Genomic DNA, 23,335 nt, shown 5'->3' with positions numbered 1-23,335 from the left:
GGATTGCGGGAGTTACTTGGTGAGGTGGTCGGGGCCGAAGGCCTGCGGGAGCATCTCCGACAGGGGCAGGACCCCGGCGGGCGTCTCCAGCAGCATCTCCGGGCCGCCGAACTCGTACAGCAGCTGGCGGCAGCGCCCGCACGGCACCAGGGTCTCGCCGTGGCCGTCGACGCAGGCGAAGTGCGTCAGCCGGCCGCCGCCGGTCAGCTGGAGCTGGGAGACCAGGCCGCACTCGGCGCACAGGCCGATGCCGTAGCTGGCGTTCTCCACGTTGCAGCCGGTCACCGTGCGGCCGTCGTCGACCAGGGCGGCGGCGCCCACTGCGTACCCCGAGTACGGGGCGTACGCCCGGGACATCGCGTCCCGGGCCGCCGTGCGCAGGGCTTCCCAGTCGACGCCGGTCACTTGCCCTGCCCCTTCCGGTACTGCATGCCGTCCGCCTTCGGCATCCGCAGGCGCTGCGCGGACAGCGCGAGGACGACGAGGGTGACGACGTACGGGGTGGCGGAGACGACCTGGTTCGGGACCTCGTTGGTGCCCGCGTACCAGGCGAAGACCAGCGCGCCGACGACGAACGTGATCGCGGCCTTGACGTACTTCTTGCGGACCGCCAGCCAGATGGCGCCGACGACCAGCAGCAGCGCGCCGAGCAGCAGCAGGGCGTGCACGTTGGCGGAGCCGCCGCGCAGGTTGAGGCTGTCGGTGTAGCCGAACAGACCGGCGCCGATGGCGAGGCCGCCCGGCATCCAGTTGCCGAAGATCATCGCCGCGAGGCCGATGTAGCCGCGGCCGCTGGTCTGGCCCTCCAGGTAGAACGGGTTGGCCACGATGGAGAGGAAGACGCCGCCGAGGCCGGCCAGGCCGCCGGAGATGATCACGGCCAGGTACTTGTACTTGTAGACGTTGACGCCGAGCGACTCGGCGGCGACCGGGTTCTCGCCGCAGGAGCGCAGGCGCAGGCCGAACGCGGTGCGCCACAGGATCCACCAGGTGGCGGGGACCAGCGCGACGGCGATCAGGGTCAGCCAGGACACGTTGGTGACCAGGCCGCCGAGCAGGCCGGCGATGTCCGAGACCAGGAACCAGCCCTTGTCGTTGAGGGTCTCCAGGCCGTCGGAGAGCCCCGGCACCGTGAAGTGCCCGAGGGAGTCCACCGGCGGGGACTGCTTGGCCGAGCCGCCCTGGTGGCCCTCGAAGGCGAGCGGGGCGAGGTAGCGGGTGGCGCCCAGGGCGAGGATGTTGAGGGCCACACCGGAGACGATGTGGTTGACGTTGAAGGTGATGGTGACGATCGCGTGCAGCAGGCCGCCGATCGCGCCGCCGATGATGCCCACCAGGACACCGGTCCACGGGCCCCACTGGAAGCCGGCCCAGGCACCGAACCAGGTGCCGAGGATCATCATGCCCTCGAGGCCGATGTTGACGACGCCCGCGCGCTCGGCCCACAGACCGCCGAGGCCGGCGAGGCCGATCGGCACGGCGAGCTGGAGGGCGGTGGACATCTGGCTGACGTTGGTGATGCCGTCGGCGCCGGTGATCAGGCGGACGAGGGAGGTCAGCGCCAGGGCTCCGGCGATGACCAGCATCAGGACGGGCAGCGACATGCGGCGGCCGGTCGGCGCCCCGGGCTGCAGCGAGGGCTGGTTGACGTCGGTCGCTGTGGTCGGAGCGGTCATCGGCCGGCCACCTCCTTCTTCGTGTTGTCGGTGGCGCCGAGGACGTGACCGGCGGCCAGCTCCGCGCCGACCCGGCGCTGCTGGCGGCGCAGGCCCCACTCGCGGACGGCCTCGTAGGAGACGACGACCGAGAGGACGATCAGGCCCTGCATGATGACCGCGATCTCCTTGTCGTAGCCGTGGAAGTCCAGCTCGGGCGAGGCCTTGTCGAGCCAGGCCCACAGCAGGGCGGCGAAGGCGATGCCGACCGGGCTGTTGCGGCCGAGCAGGGCGATGCCGATGCCGAGGAAGCCGATGCCGGTGGGGAAGTTGAGGCTGTAGGTGTGGGTGTCGCCGAGCAGGATCGGCAGGCCCGCGAGGCCGGCGAGACCGCCGGAGATGAGCATCGCGGTGAGCACCATGCGCTTGGGGTCGACACCGCTGGCCGCGGCGGCGGACTCGGAGGCGCCGGAGGCGCGCAGGTCGAAGCCGAAGCGGGTGCGGTTGAGGACGAGCCAGTAGCCGATGCCGAGGAGGACGGCGAGGACGACCAGGCCGTAGACCTCGCCGGCCGCGCCCATGTCGATGCCGGGGATCCAGCCGGACTCGTGCATCTCGCCGGTGGTGTTGTTGTTGCCGATCTTGACGCCGAAGACGTCGGGCAGCCAGAGGTAGCCGATCACGGCGGTGGCGATGGAGTTGAGCATGATCGTCGCGACGACTTCGCTCACGCCACGGGTGATCTTCAGGACACCGGCGATGCCGGACCAGAAGGCGCCGGTGAGGACGGCGGTCAGCAGGAGGAGCGGGATCTGCAGGGCCGCCGGCAGGTTGGCGTGGGCGCCGACGATCGCGGCCGTCATGGCGGCGAGCTGGTACTGGCCGTCGACGCCGATGTTGAACAGGTTCATCCGGAAGCCGATGGCGACCGCGAGGGCCGCGATGTAGTACATCGACGCCTGGTTGATGATCAAGACCTGGATGTCGGAGAAACCGGCCTGCTCGAACATCAGGGCGAACGGCTCGACCGGGTTCTTGCCCGAGGCGATCAGGACGATCGCGCTCAGCACGAAGGCCACGGCGAGCGCGATGACCGGTCCGGCCACCGCGAGGAGCACGCGCTCCTTGTCGAACTTCTTCATCAGCGGGCCTCGTCTTCCGCACCCGGGCCACCGTCGGCCGGGGTCTCTTCGTGTTCGAGGTGGCCGGAAGCGGCGCCGGTCATCGCCGAACCGAGCTCCTCGGGGGTGATGGTGGCCGGGTCGGCGTCCGCGACCAGCTTGCCGTCGTAGATCACCCGGAGGGTGTCGGACAGGCCGATCAGCTCGTCCAGGTCGGCGGAGATCAGCAGGACGGCCAGGCCCTCGCGGCGGGCCTCGCGGATGTGGTCCCAGATGGCGGCCTGCGCGCCGACGTCCACGCCGCGGGTGGGGTGGGCGGCGATCAGGAAGCGCGGATGGTGGCTCATCTCGCGGCCGACGATCAGCTTCTGCTGGTTGCCGCCGGACAGGGAGGCGGCGGTGACGTCGATGCCGGGGGTGCGGACGTCGTACGTCTCGACGATGCGGCGGGTGTCCTCCTGGGAGCCCTTCGGGTCCAGCCAGACGCCCTTGCTGTTGGGCTTCTCGGTGACGTGGCCGAGGATGCGGTTCTCCCAGAGGGGGGCCTCCAGGAGCAGGCCGTGGCGGTGGCGGTCCTCGGGGATGTAGCCGACGCCCTGCTCGCGGCGCTTGCGGGTGGGCAGCGCGGTGATGTCCTGGTCGAGGAAGCGGATGCTGCCCGAGTCGGCGTGCTTGAGGCCGATGAGCGCGTCGACCAGCTCGGTCTGACCGTTGCCCTCGACGCCGGCGATGCCCAGCACCTCGCCGGCGTGGATGGTGAAGGAGACGTCGTCGAGCAGGGCCTTGCCGCCCGGCGCCACCAGGCGCAGCGTGTCGACGGTGAGGACCGGGCGGTCGGTGACCGTCGACTCCGCCGTCTCCGGCGTGGGCAGCTCGCTGCCGACCATCAGCTCGGCGAGCTGGCGCGGGGTGGTCTCGGAGGGCACCGCCGTGCCGACCGTCGTACCGCGCCGGATGACGGTGATGTCGTCGGCGACCGAGAGGACCTCGCCCAGCTTGTGGGAGATGAAGATGACGGACAGGCCCTCGGCCTTCAGCTCGCGCAGGTTGTCGAAGAGGGCGTCCACCTCCTGCGGCACCAGGACGGCCGTCGGCTCGTCCAGGATCAGCGTGCGGGCGCCGCGGTAGAGGACCTTGAGGATCTCCACGCGCTGGCGGGCGGCGACGCCGAGCTCCTCGACCAGGACGTCGGGGCGCACCCCGAGGCCGTAGCGCTCGGAGATCTCCTTGATCCTGCGGCGGGCCTTGCCGCCGATGCCGTGGAGCTTCTCGCTGCCGAGGACCACGTTCTCGAGGACCGTGAGGTTGTCGGCGAGCATGAAGTGCTGGTGGACCATGCCGATGCCGCGCACGATGGCGTCGGCGGGCGACGAGAAGGTGACCTGCTCGCCGTCGATCGCGATGGTGCCCTCGTCCGGCTTCTGCATGCCGTAGAGGATCTTCATCAGGGTCGACTTGCCGGCGCCGTTCTCCCCGACGAGGGCGTGGACGGTGCCCTTGCGGACGGTCAGGTGGATGTCGTGGTTGGCCACGACACCGGGGAAACGCTTGGTGATCCCGGCGAGTTCGACGGCGGTCACCGATTCGTTGACCGCCGCTCCGGCCGGAGGGCTGCTGGACGCGTTGATGGCGCACTCTCCTGGGGACGGGGGCCGTCTACGCGCGTAGCGCCCCTTCGGCATCTGAAGCGGCGGCACACCACACGACGGGGTACGGGAAGACGGCCTCCCCGTACCCCGCCGAGCCGGTGCAACCCCGCGGGTTACACGCTGTTCGAGGTGGTGCTCAGCTCAGCTCGGTTCAGCTGTCCTTGACCTTGATCTCGCCGCTGACGATCTTCTCCTTGGCCGTCTTGATGGCTGCCTGGAGCTCGGCGTTGTCCGCGAACTTCGGGTTGGAGACCGAGAGGCCGACCTCGCCGGACTTCAGATCGCCCCGAACGATACCGGTCTCGGGCTTGCCGTCCTCGACCGACTTCGCGAGGCTGTACACGGCCTTCGCGACGTCCTTCGTGGCCGAGGTCAGGATGTAGTCCTTGTACTTCGCGAGGGCTTCCTGCTTGTACTGGTCGGAGTCGACGCCGATCGCCCAGACCTTGCTGGTGGCGGCGGCCTCGATCACGCCCTGACCGGAGAGACCGGCTGCCGCGTAGACGACGTCGGCCTTCTTCTCGATCTGGCCCTCGGCGGCGGTCTTGCCCTTGTCGGGGCTGGAGAAGCCGCCCTCCTCCGCGGTCTGCGTGAGGTACTGCGAGACGACCTTGATCTTCGGGTCGGTGTCCTTGACACCCTGCTCGAAGCCGGCCTGGAACTTGTGGATCAGCGGCACGTCCACGCCGCCCACGAAGCCGACCGTCTTGGTCTTGGTGCTCTTGGCGGCGGCGACGCCGGCCAGGTAGGACGCCTCCTGCTCGTTGAAGACCAGGTCCGCCACGTTCTTCGCCTCGATCGTGGCGTCGTCCACGATGCCGAAGGTGGTGTCCGGGTACTTCTCGGCGACGTTCTTCATGGCGGAGGCGTACGCGTAGCCGACACCGATGACCGGGTTGTAGCCCTGCTTCGCCAGCGAGGTCAGCCGCTGCTCCTTGTCGGCGTCCGTCTCGCCGTCGGTGGGCTCGATGTCGGCGGTCTCGTACGAGAACTCCTTCTTGGCCTGCTCCAGACCCGCGTAAGCGGCGTCGTTGAAGGACTGGTCGCCCTTGCCACCGACGTCGTACGCGATGGCGAGGCCCTTGTCGCCCTTGGACTCCGACCCGGAGGTCGAGGTACCACCGCAGGCGGCGAGGGCGAGGGCCAGGGAGGCGGTCGCTGCGCCTGCGACCGTGATCCGGGAAATCCGGCGCATGTCTGGTGCTCCTGTCGTACAAGCGCCGGACGGTTCGGCTACGGCGCTGGCTTCGCCGCAGATTAACGCGCGTAGACCTGCCTGAAAACCCCTTCTGTCCACCTTGTTATCCGCCCGTGAGCAAGCCGCCGCGGACTGGGGGGCGAGGCTTGCCGGACGCAAACGGAGGGTGGCGGAGGGTGACGCCGGGGCGCCGGGCGGGCGATACGCCGAAGCGGGCGGGCACTTCGGGCGCCCGCCCGCTTCGTCCGGTTCCGTGTCGCGCTGTTCTACTCGGTCTTGACCTTGATCGAGCCGTCGATGATGGCCGCCTTGGCCTTGGCCACGGCGTCCGTCAGCCCCGCGACCGCGGCGTACTTCGGGTTGCTGTCGGACAGGCCGACCCCCTCGGACTTCAGGTCGAAGGTCTGGGTGCCGGTCAACGGCTTGCCGTCCTCCACCGACTTGGCCAGGGCGAAGACCGCGCCGTCGATGTCCTTGAGGGCGGAGGTCAGGATGTAGTCCTTGTGGGCGGCGAGGGCTTCCTGCCGGTACTGGTCGGAGTCGACGCCGATCGCCCAGACCTTCGCCTTCGCGGCGGCCTCGATCACGCCCTGGCCGGAGAGACCGGCGGCCTGGTAGACGACGTCGGCCTTCTTCTCGATCTGGCCCTCGGCGGCGGCTCGGCCCTTGTCCGGGCTGGAGAAGCCGCCCTCCTCCGCGGTCTGCGTCAGGTACTGCGAGACCACCTCGACCTTGGGGTTGGTGTCCTTGACGCCCTGCTTGTAGCCGGCCTCGAACTTGTGGATCAGCGGTACGTCGACCCCGCCGACGAAGCCGACGACGTTGCTCTTGGTGGCCTTGGCCGCCGCGACGCCCGCGAGGTAGGAGGCCTCGTTCTCGGCGAAGACGAGGGACGCGGTGTTCTTGCCCTCGACCACGGAGTCCACGATGCCGAAGGTGGTGTCCGGGTACTTCTCGGCGACGGCCTTCATCGCCGGGCCGTAGGCGAAGCCCACGCCGATGACCGGATTGTAGCCCTGCTTCGCGAGCGAGGCGAGGCGCTGCTCCTTGTCCGCGTCGGTCTCGCCCTCGGTGGGCTCGATGTCGGCGGTCTTGTAGCCGAACTCCTTCTGGGCCCGCTCCAGACCCGCGTACGCGGCGTCGTTGAAGGACTGGTCGCCCTTGCCGCCGATGTCGTAGGCGATGGCGAGGCCCTTGTCGCCCTTGGCGCCGCTGTCGCTGTCGCTGCTGGTGCCGCCGCAGGCCGTGGCGGCGAGTGCGAGCGACGCGACCCCCACCGCGGCACGGGTCAGTCTCGGTATCCGACGCATCTGAAGCTCCCCATTCTCCAAAGCCCCGCCTCGGGCGCTCGGTTCGGCGCACATTAACGCGCGTAGAAACCCCTGGGAACGGGGTTCCGCGGGGCCGTTACGCATTCGTGCCGCTGGCCGGTTACGACCTGGTGAACCACCCGGGCGTAGGGGTCCGAAAGGGGTGCCGGGGCCGCACCCCCGGCACACCGGGCGGCCCGGTCCCTACTGGACGGCGTCGATGAGCGCCGCCGCGGTGAACATCTCCACGCCGACGGTGATGGCGTGCTCGTCCACGTCGAAGTCGCCCTGGTGCAGGTCGCGGACCGTGCGCTCGCCGGGCGGGCGGACGCCGAGCCGGGCCATGGCGCCGGGCACGTGCTCCAGGTACCAGGAGAAGTCCTCGCCCCCGAGGCTCTGCTCGGTGCCCTGCACGGACTCGGTGCCGCGCCGGGCGACCATGGCGGCCTGGAGCAGTTCGGTGCTGGTGACCTCGTTGACGACCGGGGGCACCCCGCGGACGTAGGTGATCTCGGACTTGGCCCGGTACAGGTTGGCGATCTCGTCGATGGCGCCGACGACCAGGTCGGGCGCCTGCCGCCAGGCGTCGAGGTCGAGGCAGCGCACGGTCCCGGCGAGCTCGGCGTGCTGCGGGATGACGTTCGGGGCGTGGCCGGACTCGATCCGGCCCCAGGTCATGGCCAGCCCGCTGCGGCTGTCCACGCGCCGGGCGACGAGCGAGGGCACGTCGGTGACCACGCGCGCGGCGGCGGTGACCAGGTCGGTGGTGAGGTGCGGGCGGGCGGTGTGGCCGCCGGGGCCGTTCAGCGCGATCTCCAGCCGGTCGCAGGCGGAGGTGATGGGGCCGACCCGCAGTCCGATCCTCCCGGCGTCCACCCTCGGGTCGCAGTGCACGGCCAGGATGCGGCGCACCCCGTCCAGCGCGCCGCCCTCGATGGTGTCGGGGGCACCGCCGGGCAGTACCTCCTCCGCCGGCTGGAAGATCAGCCGTACCGGCCGGGGCAGCAGGCCCTGCTGGTGCAGGGCGGCGAGCACGAGTCCGGCGCCGAGGACGACGGTGGTGTGGACGTCGTGTCCGCAGGCGTGGGCGCGGTCGGGGACCTTCGAGCGGTACGGGCAGTCCTTCTTGGTGTCCGGGATGGGCAGGGCGTCGATGTCGGCCCTCAGGGCGAGCATGCGCGGGCCGCCCGTCCACTGTCCCGAGTCGGTGTCGGTGCCGATGTCGCAGACGAGTCCGGTGCCGATCGGCAGCACCCGCGGCCTCAGGCCGGCCCGCTCGAGCCGTTCCTTGATCGCGGCGGTGGTGCGGAACTCCTGGTTGCCCAGTTCGGGGTGCGTGTGCAGGTCGCGGCGGAAGGCGACGAGCTCGGCGCGCAGCGCCTCGGGCAATGCGCCGGGCAGCGCGGTCTCACCGGAAGTGTCGGCCTCGGACTCTGGGGACATCAACGCTTTCACCCTTTGAAGAGTAGGGCGCCCGACCGACCGGTTGACCCCCGATCAACAAAATTCAGCCCGTTAGGGGAAGAAAACGCGGCCGCCCTACGCATAGCCATCGACTCGCTTGGGTAAACTCGCCCGTCCTTCCGACCGAGCCGATCATGAGAGATCGACCGAGAGCGGCCCCACCACTCGTCGGCACCCGTCCTTGAGACACGGGTACCACGCGAGGACTGCCTCTACCCCGGGCTCGCCACCGCCGACAGCCGGTGCGCCCCCCGTGCCGAGTCCGTCACCCCGGACAGGAACCCCCGGGCGCGCGGTGAGGCGTGCTGGGTGAGCCAGGCCGGGTCGATGTCGCAGACGGCGACGCGGACCTCGGTACCGGCCAGGGCCAGGGGGAGGGTGTGCACGACCGTGGAGGGGAAGCTGAGGACGGTGCGGCCGATCGGGCCGCGGCGGGCGATCAGCTCCAGCGGGAGGTCGGGGCGGACGATCTCCAGGCCGGTCTCCACGGCCAGCCGGTGCAGTTTCTCGGTGCTCTCGCGGCGGTGGGCGAAGTAGCGGGCCGCCCCATGGGTCCTCGCCAGGCCGCGTACGGCGTCCAGGTAGCGGTCGCCGTCCACGACGCCGGTCTCCACCAGCGACGTACCGACCATGTCGGCGCCCTTGGTGATGCGGGGCGGGCCGAAGCGGGCCCGGGTCCAGGCGAAGTCGTTCGCGGTGACGGCGACGCCGTCCGGGGTGTCCTCGATGGGCATGGCGGAGAAGACCTCCACGCGGCGGCCCCGGGCCGGGGTGAGGCGGCGGCGCGCGGAGGCGGAGACCGGGCCGAAGAGCAGGTCGCGCGGGCCGGAGCGGCTGCCCTTGCGGTGCCAGCGCACCAGGCGTTCGCCGTGGGCGAGCTGGGTGACGAACTCCATGGTGGCCGTGCCGTCGTCGACGACGACCAGGTCACGGGCGCGGGTGATGGTGAGGAGCAGTTGCACGTAGCGGGAGAAGGGGTCGCCCATGACGATCCGGTCCGCGTGGCGCAGGGCGCCCGTCAGGCCGCCGACCGTGCGGAAGGGTGCGGTGGCGCCGCCGCGCGCCTCCTCCCAGCGGACCTCGTGGCCCTCCTTGCGGGCCAGTTCGGACATGCGGCGCAACTGGCCGCGGGTCATCGGGTCGACGGGCGAGAGGACCACGAGGGTGAGCTCCGCGCCGGGTGCGCGCGTGTGCGCCCACTCCAGCACGTTCAGCAGTTGTACCGGGCTCTCGACGAAGGCGAGAGTGCGGGGGCCGGCGTTCCCGGCGCGGGGGCTCATCGGCGTACGACCGTCCCGTCGTGGTGGGGGGTGGGGTGAGGTCAGACCGAGACCGGCTCGCCCGCCGCCGCGGCGATCTCCGCCTCGGCGACCACGCCGGTGACGCGGCGCAGCTTCTTCATGGGGCCGAGCTCGGAGTCGTAGACCTTCTTGACGCCGTCGCCGAGGGAGGCCTCGATGGTGCGGATGTCGCGCACCAGGCGGGTCAGGCCCTGCGGCTCGACGGAGGCGGCCTGGTCGGAGCCCCACATGGCGCGGTCGAGGGTGATGTGGCGCTCGACGAAGGTGGCGCCGAGGGCGACGGCGGCGAGGGTGGTCTGCAGGCCGGTCTCGTGGCCGGAGTAGCCGATCGGGACGTTCGGGTACTCCTGCTGGAGGGTGTTGATCACGCGCAGGTTGAGCTCCTCGGCCTTCGCCGGGTAGGTCGAGGTGGCGTGGCAGAGCAGGATGTTGTCGCTGCCCAGGACCTCGACCGCGTGGCGGATCTGCTTCGGGGTGGACATGCCGGTGGAGAGGATGACCGTGCGGCCGGTGGCGCGCAGGGCGCGCAGCAGTTCGTCGTCGGTGAGGGAGGCGGAGGCGACCTTGTGGGCGGGGACGTCGAACTTCTCCAGGAAGGCGACGGCCTCGGTGTCCCACGGGGAGGCGAACCAGGCGATGTTCCTGCTCTTGCAGTAGTCGTCGATCTGGCGGTACTCGTCCTCGCCGAACTCGACGCGGTGGCGGTAGTCGATGTACGTCATCCGGCCCCAGGGGGTGTCGCGCTCGATGTCCCACTGGTCGCGCGGGGTGCAGATCTCGGGGGTGCGCTTCTGGAACTTGACCGCGTCGCAGCCGGCCTCGGCGGCGGCGTCGATCAGCTTGAAGGCGTTCTCGATGTCGCCGTTGTGGTTGATGCCGATCTCGCCGGTGACGTAGACGGGGCGGCCGGGGCCGGCCTCGCGGGTACCGAAGGCGCGGATGCGGGAGTCGGTGCTCATGACAGGGGGTTCCTTACCTGGACTGGGTGATCGTGGGGGATTCGAGGGAGTCGAGCGAGGGGCCGAGGAGCCAGGCGGCGATCTCCCGGATCGCGCCGTCGCCGCCGGGGACGGTGGTGACCGCGCGTGCGGCGCCGCGTACGGCGTCGTGGGCGCTCGCGACCGCCACCGGCCAGCCCACGAGGGCGAAGCACGGCAGGTCGTTGACGTCGTTGCCGACGTAGAGCACGCGCTCGGGCGCGACGCCCTGTTCCTCGCACCACTGCTTGAGGGCGAGGTCCTTGCGGTCGATGCCGTGCAGCACCGGGAGCTTCAGCTTCCGGGCGCGGGCGGCGACGACCGGGTTCACTTCCGTGGACAGGATCAGCATCCGCAGGCCGCTGCGGCGCAGGGCCGCGATGCCGAGTCCGTCGCCGCGGTGCACGGAGACGAACTCCCGTCCGTCGGAGTCGATCAGCACCCGGTCGTCGGTCTGGGTGCCGTCGAAGTCGAGGACGACCGCGTCGACGTCGGCCGCGGTCGGCAGGGCGCCGGGCCGGGCGGCGTCGAAGTGGGGGGCCAGGGCGCGGGCGCGGGCCAGGTCGTGCGGGTCGTCGATCTCCAGGACGCGGGCCGGGTCGGTGCGGACCAGTTCGGTGCGGCCGAAGAAGCGGTGCCGGTGGCTGCGGAAGCCGGGCGCGGCCATGGCGTAGGCGGCGCCGGTCTCCAGGAGGTCCTGGGGGCGGTCCTGGCGGCGCGGGCGGTGGGACTTGTCGTGGTTGACGCCGTAGCCGCCCTCCTCCCGGCCTGCCTCGTCCGTGCCGTCCCGCCACACGAAGCCGTGGAAGGGGGCGACGGTCACCGCGGTGTCGGCGCCGCCCTCCACGACCGCGCCGGCCACCCCGTCGACGTCCTCGCGGACGAGGAAGGGGCTGGTGCACTGCACGAGGAGCACCACGTCGACGGCCGCGCCGTGCAGGGCCTCGTGGGCGTCCATCGCGTGCAGCACCGCGGCCTCGGAGGTCGCCGTGTCCCCGGCGATGGCGGCGGGCCGCAGGACGACCTCGGCGCCGGCCTCGCGGGCGGTGGCCGCGATGGCGTGGTCGTCGGTGGAGACCACGACGTCCGTCACGAGGCGGGCGGCCCGGCACTCGCGCACCGCGCGGGCCACGAGGGGCACGCCGCCGACGGGGGCGAGGTTCTTCGCGGGCACGCCCTTGGAGCCGCCGCGTGCGGGGATCACCGCGAGCACACGGCGCACGTCGGCGCCCCGGCCCGGTTCCGGTGGGGACATGGGCTGTACTCCTTGCTGACGGTTCGGGCCGGTCACAGCTCCCCCATCCGCCGGATGACCGGGGCGACGCGCTGCACGCCGTGCCGGTAGGCGCCGCGGGCCGCGCGGCGCACGATCTGCCGGACCGGGCCGGGGTCGCGGTCGGCGGCGGGCGCGCCGGGCAGCGGGGTGCCGTCCGGGCCGAGGTGGTGGCGGGCGAGGATGCCGGGCAGGTAGCCGGGGGCGGTGACGGGTGTGTAGTACGGGGTGAGCGGGGGCAGGCCGCCGGGTCGGGCGAGCAGCTCGGCGATGCGTGCGCGGGCCCTGTCGAAGGCGGTCGCGTACGTGCTCGTGCCCTCGGCGGTGTCCCCTGCCGCCACGCCCTGCCGGGCGATCCAGTCGGGGTCGGGCACGGGGCGGTGGCCCTCGTCGAGCTGGTCCCAGGAGGCGAGGCAGCCGGAGCCGATGAAGTGGTGGTTGCCGAGCGCCTCGCGCACGCCGAGGTCGGAGAGCACGACGGTGGGGATGCGGCGGTGCAGTGACTCCAGGGCGGCCGTGGAGCTGACGGTCACCAGCAGGTCGGTCCGGTCGAGGACCTCGCCCATGTGCCCGTAGACGAGGCGGAAGTTGGGCGGCGGGTCGGCCCGCTGCACCAGCTTCTGGTAGGGCAGCTCCTCGATGTGCGTGGTGTGTTCGCCCGGCTTGGAGCGCAGCTTGAGCAGCACCTCGCGCTCCGGGTGCCGCCGGGCGTGCCGGATCAGGCGGTTCAGCAGGTACGTACGGTCCTCGCGGCGGTCCGGGACGGATGGCTGGGCGGCGAAGACGACCGTGTACGGGTCGTGCTCGCCGGTGTAGGCGGCTCCGCCCAGGAAGGGCAGGGCGACCTCGGTCACCGCGGAGGCGTCGGCGCCGACCCCCTCGTACACGGCACGGAAACGGTCGGCGTCCTGGCGGGAGTTGGCCAGGACGAGGTCGGCGCCGTGGCGCAGGAGCAGGCCGTCGGCGAGCTTCTCGTAGACGACGCCGACGTAGCCGGTGACGACGACGGGCCGGTCGGCGCGGCCCTCCCACACGCGCCCCAGGCCGTGCAGTACGGCCTGGACGCCGCCGCCGACCAGGGCGAGGACGAGGACGTCGTACGGTTCCTCGGCCATCACGCGCAGGAACTCGACCGCGGTCACCTCGCGGAGCGAGTCCGCGGTGACGCCGACTTCCCTCAGCTGGCGGGGCGTGGGGGTGGCTCGGCCCCGCAGGAGGTAACCGTCCAGGTGGATTTCCGTGTTGTCGGGGGCCCCGGGGGAGACGCGGCTCGCGGTGAGCGCGCCCCATTTCCACCGGGTGTCGGAATCCGCCAGGACGGCGACTCGCAGGGCCTTCGTTGCACTTGCTGGCACGTCGTAGACGCTAAAAAGGCTTTTCTAGGAGCCGCCCAACCGGAATCCAACAGATAGTGAACAGCACACCGCTGAATGGCGAATCGAGCCGCCCGGCGTCCGGAACACCGTGCACTTCACTGCTTCGCCATGCCTCGTTCACCGCATATCAAGGTGCCGGAAAAGCCAGATGCCGGGCAGCCGCCTAACGTCGTTCCCGTGCCAAAGCTCTCCGTCATCGTGCCGTTCTACAATGTGCGGCAATACGCACCCGACACCCTGCGGAGTCTGCGCGCGAACGCGCGGGACGACTTCGAATTCATTCTCGTCGACGACTGCTCGTCCGACGGGACCGCGGACCTGCTCGCGCGGGCCGAGTCCGAGCTGCCGGGGGCGGTGCTGGTCAGACACGAACGGAACGGCGGTCTGGCCACCGCCCGCAACACCGGCATCGACCGGGCGCGCGGCGAGTACCTGACCTTCCTGGACGGCGACGACTGGCTGGCCCCCGGCCACTACGACCGGCTCGTCGCCGCGATCGAGGAGCTGGGCTGCGACTTCGTGCGCACCGACCACGTCCAGTGCACGGCACGGGCCCGTGTCGTGCACCGGGTGCCGCACGGCCGCCGCAACGTCTCGCTGCGTCCGCGCGACGCGATCCTGCCGGCCCACCGGTCCACCTCCGTCGACTACGCCTACGCGTGGGCCGGCGTCTACCACCGCCGGCTGGTCGAGCGCGGTCTGCTGCACTTCACCGACGGGCTGCGCACGGCCGAGGACCGGCCGTGGATCTGGCGGCTGCACCGGGAGGCGGAGTCGTTCGCGGTGACCGGGCTGCTCGGTGTCTTCTACCGGCGCGGGGTGGCGTCCTCGCTCACCCAGATCGGCGACGTCCGCCAGCTCGACTTCATCCGCGCCTTCGACGAGGTCGTGGCGGGGACGGCCCAGGACGCCGACGCCGCGCGTCTGCTGCCGAAGGCCGTGCGCACGTACTGCGCGATCATTTCCCACCATCTTGGTTCCATCGAAAGGTTCGAGCCTGCCGTGGCCCGCAAACTGAAGGTGATGAGCGGCGCCGCCCTGCGGCGGATGCCGCAGGACGCGCTCGACGAGGTGCTCCGCTCGATGGACGCCGAGCGCGCCACGCTGCTGCGCCGGCTGCGCCGCCGTGCGCTGCCGGGTGCGGAGGCGGCGGCGTGAGTACGCAGATCTTCCTGGCGTCGACGCTGTACGGCACGGCCACGCTCGCCGCGGCCCTGGACGCGGGCTGTTTCACCCCGGCCGACCGGCGGATCCTGCTGGTCGCCAACAACGCGACGACGCCCGAGACGACGCCCTCCGTGGACGCGATGCCCGGGTTCGAGCGGCTGCGGTCGCGGTTCGACGACGTGGTGTCGTGGAACGAGACGATCTTCCCCTTCCACCCCGGTGGCTGGTCGCCGCGGGTGGACGACGCGCCCCTGTGGGAGCGGTACCTGCGGCTGGCCTGGGAGCTGGGCGACGACGACGTGGAGCTCGCCGTGGAGTCGATCCAGGTGCATCCGGCACTCGGTGTGGCGCAGATCTTCACCGACGCGCCCCTCACCGTCTACGCCGACGGCCTGATGAGTTACGGCCCCACCCGCAACAAGCTCGACCCGCTGGTCGGCACGCGCGTGGAACGGCTGCTCCACCTCGACCTGGTCCCGGGGCTGGCACCGCTGCTGCTGACCGAGTTCGACGTCCCGGCCCGGATCGTGCCGACCGCGGCGTTCACCAAGGTGCTGGCCGAGCTCGCGGACACCGACGCGTCCCTGCCCGAGGTCGGGGAACCGGCGCTGCTGCTGGGCCAGTACCTGTCGGCGCTGGGCATCCTCTCCGCCGAGGAGGAGGAGTGCCTGCACGTGACCATGCTGACGGGCGCCGTCGGGCTCGGTCACACCCGCGTGGTGTTCAAGCCGCACCCCACGGCACCGGCCCGCTTCACCCGCACCCTGGAGCAGGAGGCGGAGAAGCTCGGCGTCGACCTCACCGTGCTGGACACGCCGGTCCTGGCGGAGGTGCTGTACCAGCGGATGCGCCCGGCGCTGGTCGTCGGCTGCTTCTCCACGGCCCTGCTGACCGCGTCCGCGCTGTACCAGCTGCCGGTCGCCCGGGTCGGCACCGACACCCTGCTGGACCGGCTGACGCCGTACGAGAACAGCAACCGCGTGCCCGTCACCATCGTCGACGCGCTGCTGCCCGAGCCGGCCGACGCCGCGGCCGTCGCCGAGGGGCGGCGGGGCCTGGACACCGACGCCCTCGCCGCGCTGGTGCGGGCCGTCGGGTTCGCGATGCAGCCCAAGATCCTGCCCGAGCTGCGGCCGGCGGCCGAGGAGTACCTGCGGAGCAACCTGAACGCCCGCACCCGCCGGTACTTCAAGAAGCGGCGGCTGACCTCTCTGGGACTGCCCGGCGGGATTCCGGAGCGGCTGGCGTTCCTGCCGCACAATTCCACGGCACGCAAGGTGGTGCGGCGGGCGAGGGCCATTCGACGCTCGATCGGACGATGAGTGATCGATTTTTCGTGACGGTCCGCCGGCGGAGTCGGCGGACCGTTTTCGCGCCGTGAGCCGAGGTCGGGCGGGACCGAAGGAGTCCTTCCCCGGTCACAGCAGCATGATCCAGCGGGAAACGACGAAGGTCACCGGGATCGCCGCGAAGGAGGCGAGCAGGGGGGCGAACCGGCTCCCGGCGTCCAGCACGTCGACGATCACGTACACACCGACCGTGGTGATCACGAAGTTGGCGGCGTTCGTCAGCGGGAACAGCAGGAATTTCCGCCAGGTCGGCCGGGTCCGGTAGGTGAAGCGCGCGTTGAGGAAGAAGGACCCGGCCATGCTGAGCAGGAACGCGAGAACATGCGCCAGGAGATAGGGCAGACGCATGAGGAACAACAGGTACAGACCGTAGTACGTGCCGGTGTTGACGACGCCGACCAGGGCGAAGGTCGCGATCTGTCTCGGCATCGGACGGGTCATGACATTAGGCATCAGGGAATGAGGTCTTTCGTCCGTTCCGCGTTGGTCGCCTTCACCAGGAAGTGCGGGCGCCCCTTGACCTCGTAGTAGATCCGGCCGGTGTACTCCCCGACGACGCCCAGCATCACCATCTGCACCCCCGCGAGCGCGGTGACGACGGTGATGATGGTGACATACCCGGGTGTCTCCACGCCGTTGACGAGCGCGGCGCCCACGATCCACGCCGTGTAGAGCCCGGCGCACATCAGCAGGACCATGCCGAGGTGGAGAGCGGCGCGCAGTGGCCTGTTGTTGAACGACAGCAGCCCGTCGAGCCCGTAGTTGAGCAGGGACTTCAGGGTCCAGGAGCTGCGGCCGTGCTCGCGTATGGCGTTCTCGTACTCGAAGGTGGTGCTGGGGAAGCCGACCCATGCGAACAGGCCCTTGGAGAAGCGGTTGTACTCGGTCAGGGCCAGCACCGCGTCCACCACGCGCCGCGACAGCAGACGGAAGTCGCCCACGCCGTCGACGAGTTCGACGTCGACGAGCCGGTTGACCAGCCGGTAGTACAGGCGGGCGGTGAGGGTGCGGGTGAACCGGTCACCACGCCGGCTGCGCCGGGCGAGGACCTGGTCGTAGCCCTGGCCGTGCAGCTCGACCATGCGCCCGACCAGTTCCGGTGGGTGCTGGAGGTCGGCGTCCATGATCACCACCGAGTCGCCGGAGGCGTGGCGCAGACCGGCGAGGAGGGCGGCCTCCTTGCCGAAGTTGCGGCTGAAGGAGACGTAGCGCACGCGCGGGTCGCGGTCGGCGAGCTGTTCCAGGAGGGGGAGCGTCCGGTCGCGGCTGCCGTCGTCGACGTAGACGAACTCCATGTCGTGGCCGAGCGGCAGCAGGTCGTCGGCGACCTTCTGCACGGCGGCGTGGAAGCGTTCGATGACGTCTTCCTCGTTGTAACAGGGGGCAACGATCGAGATGAGCATGGTTTCTCCGGGGCGCGGTCAGAGGGCGCTGGTGGTGCGCTCACGCGGTCGTGTGGCGGTGCGGAGCGTGGGTCGGGGTGCGGCCCGCCGTGCGCGGACGGCGGTGACGGTGCCGAGCAGGACGAGGGTCAGGAGCGAGACGCCCCCGACGGCCGTGCCCAGCCGCAGGCCGGGCGGGTGGAAGGTGCAGGTGATGCTGGTCGCGGAGCCGTCCAGGGGGACGGCGATCAGCCCGTAGTACGTCCGGGCGGGCGCGGCCGGGGCCCCGTCCGCGGCGCACCGCCAGCCGGCGATCCGGGGGGCGGCGAGCACGGCGGTGCCCTTGCTGCCGGCCGGGAGCTGGGCCCGCACGGTGCCGTCGGAGACGGTCACCTCGTCGGCGCCCGTGGCCTTGAGCTGCTGGACGGCGGTGTGCAGGCGCGCGGTGTCCAGGCAGCCGACCGCGCCGTCCGGGACGGTGCCGGTCCGGGTGGGTGACAGCTCGATCCGTACCCGGCCGGATGACGGGGCCGTGCCGAGCCGCTGCATCGCGGCGATCTTGGCGGCGTCGGAGGTGAACCGGCCGGTCAGCGGGGGGGCCGGGGTGTCGGTGAGGCGGGCGGTGCCCGAGTAGTGCGGCGCCCAGAGGTAGACCTCGCTGCCGGCCGGGCACTGGGCCGCGATCGTCGGCCGGTGTGCGGCGGCGGCCTTCGCGCGGGAGGCCTCGATCACCGCGTCCCCCCGGTCGCCGTCCGCCCGGTCGGGCTGCCCGCCGTCGCCGGTGCGCACGGTCAGCGGGGGCACGGTGTAGACGCGGGTGCCCAGCAGCAGTTCCTGGTTGCGGTAGGGCGACGGCCCGAAGGCCGAGACGCCGGTGCGGGCGGTGGGCGCGGCGGTCGGCCGGACGGTGACCAGGGGCGGTACGTCCTGCCGGGACACGGTCACCGGGCTGCGGTCGCGGGGGTTCCACCTCTGGTGCTGGTCCGGCGGGGAGTGCACCCGGGCGCCCACGGAGAAGATCGCGTCGGTGACGGAGTTGTCCAGGCTCTGCAGGTTCCGGCCGCGCGAGGTCCAGCCGTCGCCGAGGGCGGTGAGGGTGCGGCTGAGGACGTCCGCGGTGAGGCTGCTGTAGTACTGGGCGCCCTGGCCGCCCACCATCATCGGGTCGTTGCCCACGGTCTGCTCCCGGCCGGGGTCGGTGCGGTAGGCGGGCCAGCCGTCGGCCCTGGAGACGGCCTCCGCCTGCCGCTCCTGCCGGCTTCCCCAGGGCGCGTAGTCGTCCAGGTGGTTCAGCCGCAGCCGGGCGGCCACGGCGGAGGTGGCGGTGGCCTCGCCGAGCTGGGCGCCGACCAGGAGGGCGACGGCGAGTCCGGCGAGCGCGGTGCGGCGGCGCGCGGCCGCACCGCCGGCCGCGGCGCCCGGCTCGGCGGCGCGGGCGTCCCCGCCCGGCTCGGTGTCGGGGTCTGTGGGCGCGGCGGGCCGGACGGCTTCCGCGCGGCGCAGCAGGAGCAGTCCCCCGAGCGCTCCGACGACGGCCAGGAGCAGCACCGGCCAGGTGTAGGAGCGCACCAGGCCGCTCCCGCTCGCGACGGCGGTGACGAGGGCGAACAGCGCGGTGGCCGCGGCCAGCGCGCGCCGGTCGGGCACGCCGTGGGAGAGCGTGTGCCAGGCCGCGATGACCAGCAGCGCGCACAGCACGAACGTCTGGCGGTAGGAGCTGCCGTTGGGGGTGCTGAAGGCGTGCCAGGCCAGATGGGTCGGCGTCCACTGCATCGACAGCGTGACGGCGGCCACCAGCAGGCTCCACCCGGCGCGCACCCGTACGGGGGCCGCCCGGTGGAAGGGCAGGGCGAGGGCCAGCAGCAGCGCGGTGGTGCCGACGAAGAGCGCCGGGCTGCCGAATCCGTACGTTGTCGGCAGCAACCGGGCCAGCAGGTCCTCCGTGGCGACCGGCGCGAAGTGCGTGACCCGCCCCGGGTAGGCGTGCTTGGTGCCGAAGTAGATGACCGTGACCAGCGGTGCGGCCAGGCCGACGCCCAGGGCGACGGTGACCGTGGCCCGGCCGGCCGCCGCCAGCGCCCGGCGGCGCGGGAGACCGGAGAGCCACAGCCGGAGCAGCAGGACGAGGCCGGCGCCGATGGTGGCCATGTACGCGGTGTAGAAGTTGGCGATCCAGGCGAGCGCCACGATCAGCACGCCGAGCGCCCGGCGCCGTCCGGTGAGCGCCCATTCGCCGACCAGGCACAGCAGGGGCAGGGCGATGAGGCCGTCGAGCCACATCGGGTTGTACGAGGCGTCGGCGAGCGACCAGCCGCACAGCGCGTAGGCGGCGCCCAGCAGCCCCGCCGCCCACCAGCGGCCGGGGCGCAGCCTGAGCAGCAGCCAGGCCATGGCGGCACCGGCGCATGCCGTCTTCAGGACGGTGACGGCGTAGACGGCGAGGTCGATGTCGTCCCTCGGGAACAGGGCCACGAGCAGGGCGAACGGGCTGCTCAGATACGTCCCGAGGTCGGGCAGGAAGCTGGAGCCGAACCCGGACTGCCAGTTGACGAGCAGGCCGCCGTCGGACCGGCCGTGCAGCAGGTCCCACAGGTGGGCGTGGAACGGCACGTACTGGTTGCCCAGGTCGTTGACCGCGCGGGTGCGCGGGCCGAAGGGATAGCTGCGGGCGACGGCGTCGGCCGCGCAGACCGCGGTGACGGTGATGGCCGCGGCGAGCAGTGCGGCGGCCTGCCGCGGACTGCCGCGCAGGGTTGAGCGATCCATTCTCGACGGCCCCCAGGAAAACCGTTGCGTACAGCGCCTCTTGTGGGGACGTCACTCCCTGCGCGCTTGTTCGACCGATTAGACCGGGGGAATTCACCCGTGGTCGTACCATCGCCGGTGAACGGAGAACGAATGGTGAATGAAGAAATGCGCTCGGGGCGCGCCGAAGTAATTCGGGACGCACTCCGTCGTCCGAAAGGAAAACGGAATGCGTCCCGAAAACGATGCGGGGGTTAACCTTGTTCGCCGCTGATCCGGTTCGCGGCCGGGGTCAGCTCAGGGGCAGCGGGGCCGGATCCGCCGGGGCGACGTCCGTGACGCGGAAGTTGTCGGCGTGCTCCAGCGTGAAGCGCTCCCAGCCGGCGACGCTGTCCGAGCGGGCGCGCAGCAGTCCCGCGTCGTCCCCCGTGTAGGTGGCCTCGGTGACGACGTACTTGCCGTTCGCCGTGGACCGCAGGGCGTACTTCCGGTCCCCCTGCGGCACCAGGGTGTAGGACTCCCACCCGTTGACGGTCTCGCTGCGGGCGCGCAGCATCCCCTCGTGGGCGCCGGTCTGGTTCAGCTCGGTGGTGACGAAGGAGTTGTTGGCGGCGGAGCGGAGCGCCACCGTGGTGCCGCCGTCACGGGTGTGGAGCGTGAACTGCTCCCAGCCCCCCACCTCGTCGGCGCGGGCCCGCAGCCTGCCCTCCTGGGCGCCGGTCTGGTTCAGCTCGGCGGACACGTACTTGTCGTTGGCCTGGGCCTTCAGGGACCAGCGGGCGACCTGGGCGCCGACCCAGCCCGTGATGTCGTCCAGGCGGGTCTGCACGGCACCGCGCCGGGTCTCCTCGGACCCGAAGCACCCGCCCCGCCAGGAACGGCTGCTCACCGCCACGAGTTCGTCGCCGACGGCACCGGGACGCACCGTCGGGCCGCCCGCGTCGCCCTCGCAGACCGCGGCTCCGTCCTGCCCTTCCACGTCCAGTTCCGCTCCGCGGGTGCCGGTGACGGCGAACGTGCCGGCGTGCGGCCGTTCGGGCACCCACTCGTCGGCGGTTCGTCCGTAGCCGACGACGGACAGCTCCTCGCCGACGACGGGGGCCTCGGTGCCGAGGGTCACCGGAGTGATGCCCCACACCGGCGAGGACAGCCGCGCGAGCACCAGGTCCCGATCGGCGCGGGGCACCAGTTCGACGATGTCGCGCACCTGGCCGGGCGTCGTGCCCGGGTCCGTGCGTCCGACGGTGACCCGGGCGGGGCGGGTGGGCGGGCCCGCGGGGACCGACGCGTGCCGGGACGGATCGTCGGCGAAGCAGCTCGCCGCCGTGACGATCCACCGCGCCTCGACGAGCGCGCCGGAACAGGCCCGTTCCGTGTCGCCGATCACGATTCTCGCGGCGTAGGGCTTCCCGCCGTCGCCGACCGGGTCACCCACGATCGCCTCGGCCGGCCCGGCGACCAGCGTTCCCGCCGCGACCAGCACACCGACGCACCACGCACCGTGTCTCGTCGTTCTTCTCATGTTTGTCCCCCCAGATTGATTCCGTCCGGTGCCGCTATAACTCCACGATCGCCGTGAATTGTGGGTGAACGACAGACGTCCCGCAGAAGAATCGGAGTACCGGCCGGGTCCGTTGGGCGATTCGTGTGATCTTCCGTCCATGGGATTGCGCGCGCCCACCGCGTCGCACGCTCCGTCGGGGCATCCTCGCTCCATGGCCACTGCGCAAGAGACGCACGAGTATCCCGCCGAGCTGGGCGACGTCCCGGGCTGGTTCTGGCCGCTGGACCAGGTGCTCTTCTCCTGGTTCCTGGAGTGGCAGGAGGCCGGGGGCACCCGCGGCGACCTGCTCGAACTGGGTGCCTATCTGGGCAAGAGCGCGATCCTGCTGGGGCACCACCTGCGGGACGGCGAGGCCCTGACGGTCTGCGACCTGTTCGGGGCCGAGGCGCCGGACGACGCGAACCGGGCCGAGACGGCACGGTCGTACTCGACGCTCACCCGGCGGGCCTTCGAGCGGAACTACCTCTCCTTCCACGACACCCTGCCGTCCGTCGCCCAGGCCCCCACCTCCGCCATCACCGACACGGTCGCGCCCGGCTCCTGCCGGTTCGTCCACATCGACGCCTCGCACCTGTACGAGCACGTCCACGGCGACATCGGCGCGGCCCGCGACCTGCTGCGGCCGGACGGCATCGTCGTCCTCGACGACTTCCGCACCGAACACACCCCGGGCGTCGCCGTCGCCGCCTGGGAGGCCGTGCTGGAAAGGGGGCTGCGCCCCGTCTGTCTGAGCAGCCAGAAGCTGTACGGCACCTGGGGGGAGACCGAGTCCGTCCAGGAGGAGCTGCTCGCCGCGCTGAACGGGCGCGACGACTGCGGGGTGAGCGTGGAGTGGGCCGCCGGCCACCGGCTGGTCCGCGTCCGGGCCAAGGGCGGGAGCATGCGGCCGCCGTCGCTGCCGCCCTCGCGGTACCGGGCGTCCGCGGCGGCGAGGCCGTCACGGGCGCCGCGGGCGGACGCCGCGCCGGACGCCCCGTCGGTGCCGGGACAGGTGAAGCAGCGCGGGCAGGCCGGGCCGTCCCCCGCACGGCGGGCGTCCCCCCGCGGGCGGGCCCGGCGTCTCGCCCTCGACCTGTTGCCGCCGGTCGTCACCCGGGCAGTGCGCCGGTACCGGGCGGCGCGGCGGGAGAAGGCGCGCGGGGCGGCTCAGTCGAGGCCGTAGCGCACCCCGATTCCCGCGATCACCAGCTCCAGCCCCTCCTCGAAGTGCCGTTCGTAGTCCGTGAACATCTCCGCCCCCGCCGCGGCCGTCAACGGGTAGTCGGCCATCACGCGGGCGCGTTCGTCCATGTCGAAGCCCTCGCGGCGCTCGCCGGGCAGGGGCTCGACGCCCTGTTCCTCGGTGACGAAGCCGAGGGTGAAGAGGTACGCCGTCGTGGTCGCCCGGACCGCCTGGGCGAGGCTGAGGCCCTCGGCGGTGAACAGGCGGAGGTTGTCCTCCATCTGCTCGGCGTGCTCCACGCCGGTGAAGCGTGAGCCGCTGAACACCTTCGCGCCGTCGCGGTAGCCGAGCAGCGCCGCGCGCAGGCCCCGGTTGGTCTTGAGCAGCCGCTCCCGCCAGGTGTCGCCCGGGTCGAGCGAGAGCCCGGCGACCATACGGCGGTACATCTCGGTGGCCATCTCGTCGAGCAGGGCCTGCTTGTCCTTGAAGTGCCAGTAGAGGGCGGGCGCCTTCACGTCCAGCTCCCTGGCGATGGTGCGCAGGGTCAGGCCGTCCAGGCCCACCTCGTTCAGCAGCTTCAGCGCCGTGTCCGCGACCCGCAGGCGGTCGAGGGGGGCGCGTCGTTCCGTTCCCACGACGGAC

At 71.7% G+C, this 23,335-nt stretch carries 19 protein-coding genes; 3 read left to right on the top strand and 16 right to left on the bottom strand.

Translation table 11 applies throughout. The annotated features are described in order from the left end of the window. Positions 1 to 12 precede the first annotated feature (12 nt). The 11 genes from RM812_RS08820 to RM812_RS08770 all read right to left on the bottom strand — a co-directional run bounded on the left by RM812_RS08820 (position 13) and on the right by RM812_RS08770 (position 13,303). A complete protein-coding gene (locus RM812_RS08820) occupies positions 13 to 405 on the bottom strand; it encodes a cytidine deaminase (protein ID WP_311571838.1) in 393 nt (130 codons plus the stop codon). Further along, complete coding sequence (locus RM812_RS08815) at positions 402 to 1,676, bottom strand: ABC transporter permease (protein ID WP_311571836.1); 1,275 nt, start codon at positions 1,674 to 1,676, stop codon at positions 402 to 404. Before RM812_RS08815 ends, RM812_RS08820 begins: the two co-directional genes overlap by 4 nt. Then, the gene (locus RM812_RS08810; protein ID WP_311571835.1) at positions 1,673 to 2,797 is read right to left on the bottom strand and encodes an ABC transporter permease; all 1,125 of its coding nucleotides are present in this window, start codon (positions 2,795 to 2,797) and stop codon (positions 1,673 to 1,675) included. Before RM812_RS08810 ends, RM812_RS08815 begins: the two co-directional genes overlap by 4 nt. Continuing rightward, positions 2,797 to 4,356, bottom strand: a complete 1,560-nt coding sequence (locus RM812_RS08805; protein WP_311571834.1) for an ABC transporter ATP-binding protein — start codon at positions 4,354 to 4,356, stop codon at positions 2,797 to 2,799. The genes RM812_RS08810 and RM812_RS08805 overlap by 1 nt, the downstream gene beginning before the upstream one ends. A 220-nt stretch (positions 4,357 to 4,576) precedes the next feature. Further along, complete coding sequence (locus RM812_RS08800) at positions 4,577 to 5,620, bottom strand: BMP family lipoprotein (RefSeq protein ID WP_311571833.1); 1,044 nt, start codon at positions 5,618 to 5,620, stop codon at positions 4,577 to 4,579. A 269-nt stretch (positions 5,621 to 5,889) separates the two neighbouring features. Then, positions 5,890 to 6,933 (bottom strand): BMP family lipoprotein, encoded by a 1,044-nt coding sequence (locus RM812_RS08795; protein ID WP_311571832.1) that lies wholly within the window; start codon positions 6,931 to 6,933, stop codon positions 5,890 to 5,892. A 204-nt stretch (positions 6,934 to 7,137) separates the two neighbouring features. Further along, positions 7,138 to 8,376: a M20 family metallopeptidase gene (locus RM812_RS08790; protein WP_311571831.1), complete on the bottom strand. Its 1,239-nt coding sequence runs from the start codon at positions 8,374 to 8,376 to the stop codon at positions 7,138 to 7,140. Between the two features lie 233 nt (positions 8,377 to 8,609). Beyond that, complete coding sequence (locus tag RM812_RS08785) at positions 8,610 to 9,677, bottom strand: hypothetical protein (protein ID WP_311571830.1); 1,068 nt, start codon at positions 9,675 to 9,677, stop codon at positions 8,610 to 8,612. A 41-nt stretch (positions 9,678 to 9,718) separates the two neighbouring features. Next, positions 9,719 to 10,657, bottom strand: coding sequence for an N-acetylneuraminate synthase family protein (locus RM812_RS08780; RefSeq protein ID WP_311571829.1), 939 nt, complete (start codon positions 10,655 to 10,657; stop codon positions 9,719 to 9,721). Between the two features lie 13 nt (positions 10,658 to 10,670). Then, positions 10,671 to 11,930 carry an acylneuraminate cytidylyltransferase gene (locus RM812_RS08775; RefSeq protein ID WP_311571828.1) on the bottom strand — a complete coding sequence of 420 codons (1,260 nt, stop codon included), beginning with the start codon at positions 11,928 to 11,930 and terminating at the stop codon, positions 10,671 to 10,673. 32 nt (positions 11,931 to 11,962) lie between these two features. Next, positions 11,963 to 13,303 carry a DUF6716 putative glycosyltransferase gene (locus RM812_RS08770; RefSeq protein WP_311571827.1) on the bottom strand — a complete coding sequence of 447 codons (1,341 nt, stop codon included), beginning with the start codon at positions 13,301 to 13,303 and terminating at the stop codon, positions 11,963 to 11,965. A 198-nt stretch (positions 13,304 to 13,501) separates the two neighbouring features. On the opposite strand from RM812_RS08770, the gene RM812_RS08765 reads away from it, so the two are divergent. After that, positions 13,502 to 14,482, top strand: a complete 981-nt coding sequence (locus RM812_RS08765) for a glycosyltransferase family 2 protein (RefSeq protein ID WP_311571826.1) — start codon at positions 13,502 to 13,504, stop codon at positions 14,480 to 14,482. Continuing rightward, complete coding sequence (locus RM812_RS08760) at positions 14,479 to 15,813, top strand: polysialyltransferase family glycosyltransferase (protein ID WP_311571825.1); 1,335 nt, start codon at positions 14,479 to 14,481, stop codon at positions 15,811 to 15,813. The genes RM812_RS08765 and RM812_RS08760 overlap by 4 nt, the downstream gene beginning before the upstream one ends. A 96-nt stretch (positions 15,814 to 15,909) precedes the next feature. On the opposite strand, the gene RM812_RS08755 is transcribed toward RM812_RS08760, so the two are convergent. The 4 genes from RM812_RS08755 to RM812_RS08740 form a co-directional block, all read right to left on the bottom strand. Then, positions 15,910 to 16,293 carry a GtrA family protein gene (locus RM812_RS08755; protein ID WP_311571824.1) on the bottom strand — a complete coding sequence of 128 codons (384 nt, stop codon included), beginning with the start codon at positions 16,291 to 16,293 and terminating at the stop codon, positions 15,910 to 15,912. Next, positions 16,293 to 17,243, bottom strand: a complete 951-nt coding sequence (locus RM812_RS08750; protein WP_311571823.1) for a glycosyltransferase family 2 protein — start codon at positions 17,241 to 17,243, stop codon at positions 16,293 to 16,295. Before RM812_RS08750 ends, RM812_RS08755 begins: the two co-directional genes overlap by 1 nt. 18 nt (positions 17,244 to 17,261) lie before the next feature. Continuing rightward, positions 17,262 to 19,988 (bottom strand): YfhO family protein, encoded by a 2,727-nt coding sequence (locus RM812_RS08745; protein ID WP_311571822.1) that lies wholly within the window; start codon positions 19,986 to 19,988, stop codon positions 17,262 to 17,264. Between the two features lie 271 nt (positions 19,989 to 20,259). Further along, positions 20,260 to 21,489, bottom strand: coding sequence for a trypsin-like serine protease (locus RM812_RS08740; RefSeq protein ID WP_311571821.1), 1,230 nt, complete (start codon positions 21,487 to 21,489; stop codon positions 20,260 to 20,262). A 193-nt stretch (positions 21,490 to 21,682) separates the two neighbouring features. On the opposite strand from RM812_RS08740, the gene RM812_RS08735 reads away from it, so the two are divergent. After that, the gene (locus RM812_RS08735; RefSeq protein ID WP_311571820.1) at positions 21,683 to 22,693 is read left to right on the top strand and encodes a class I SAM-dependent methyltransferase; all 1,011 of its coding nucleotides are present in this window, start codon (positions 21,683 to 21,685) and stop codon (positions 22,691 to 22,693) included. On the opposite strand, the gene RM812_RS08730 is transcribed toward RM812_RS08735, so the two are convergent. Further along, positions 22,678 to 23,328 carry a TetR/AcrR family transcriptional regulator gene (locus RM812_RS08730; protein WP_311571819.1) on the bottom strand — a complete coding sequence of 217 codons (651 nt, stop codon included), beginning with the start codon at positions 23,326 to 23,328 and terminating at the stop codon, positions 22,678 to 22,680. The genes RM812_RS08735 and RM812_RS08730 overlap by 16 nt on opposite strands. Positions 23,329 to 23,335: the final 7 nt, after the last annotated feature.

Origin of the sequence: Streptomyces lancefieldiae (assembly GCF_031845825.1) — a bacterium.
Taxonomy (GTDB): Bacteria; Actinomycetota; Actinomycetes; order Streptomycetales; family Streptomycetaceae; genus Streptomyces; species Streptomyces lancefieldiae.
This window is presented reverse-complemented; position numbering and strand designations above follow the sequence as displayed.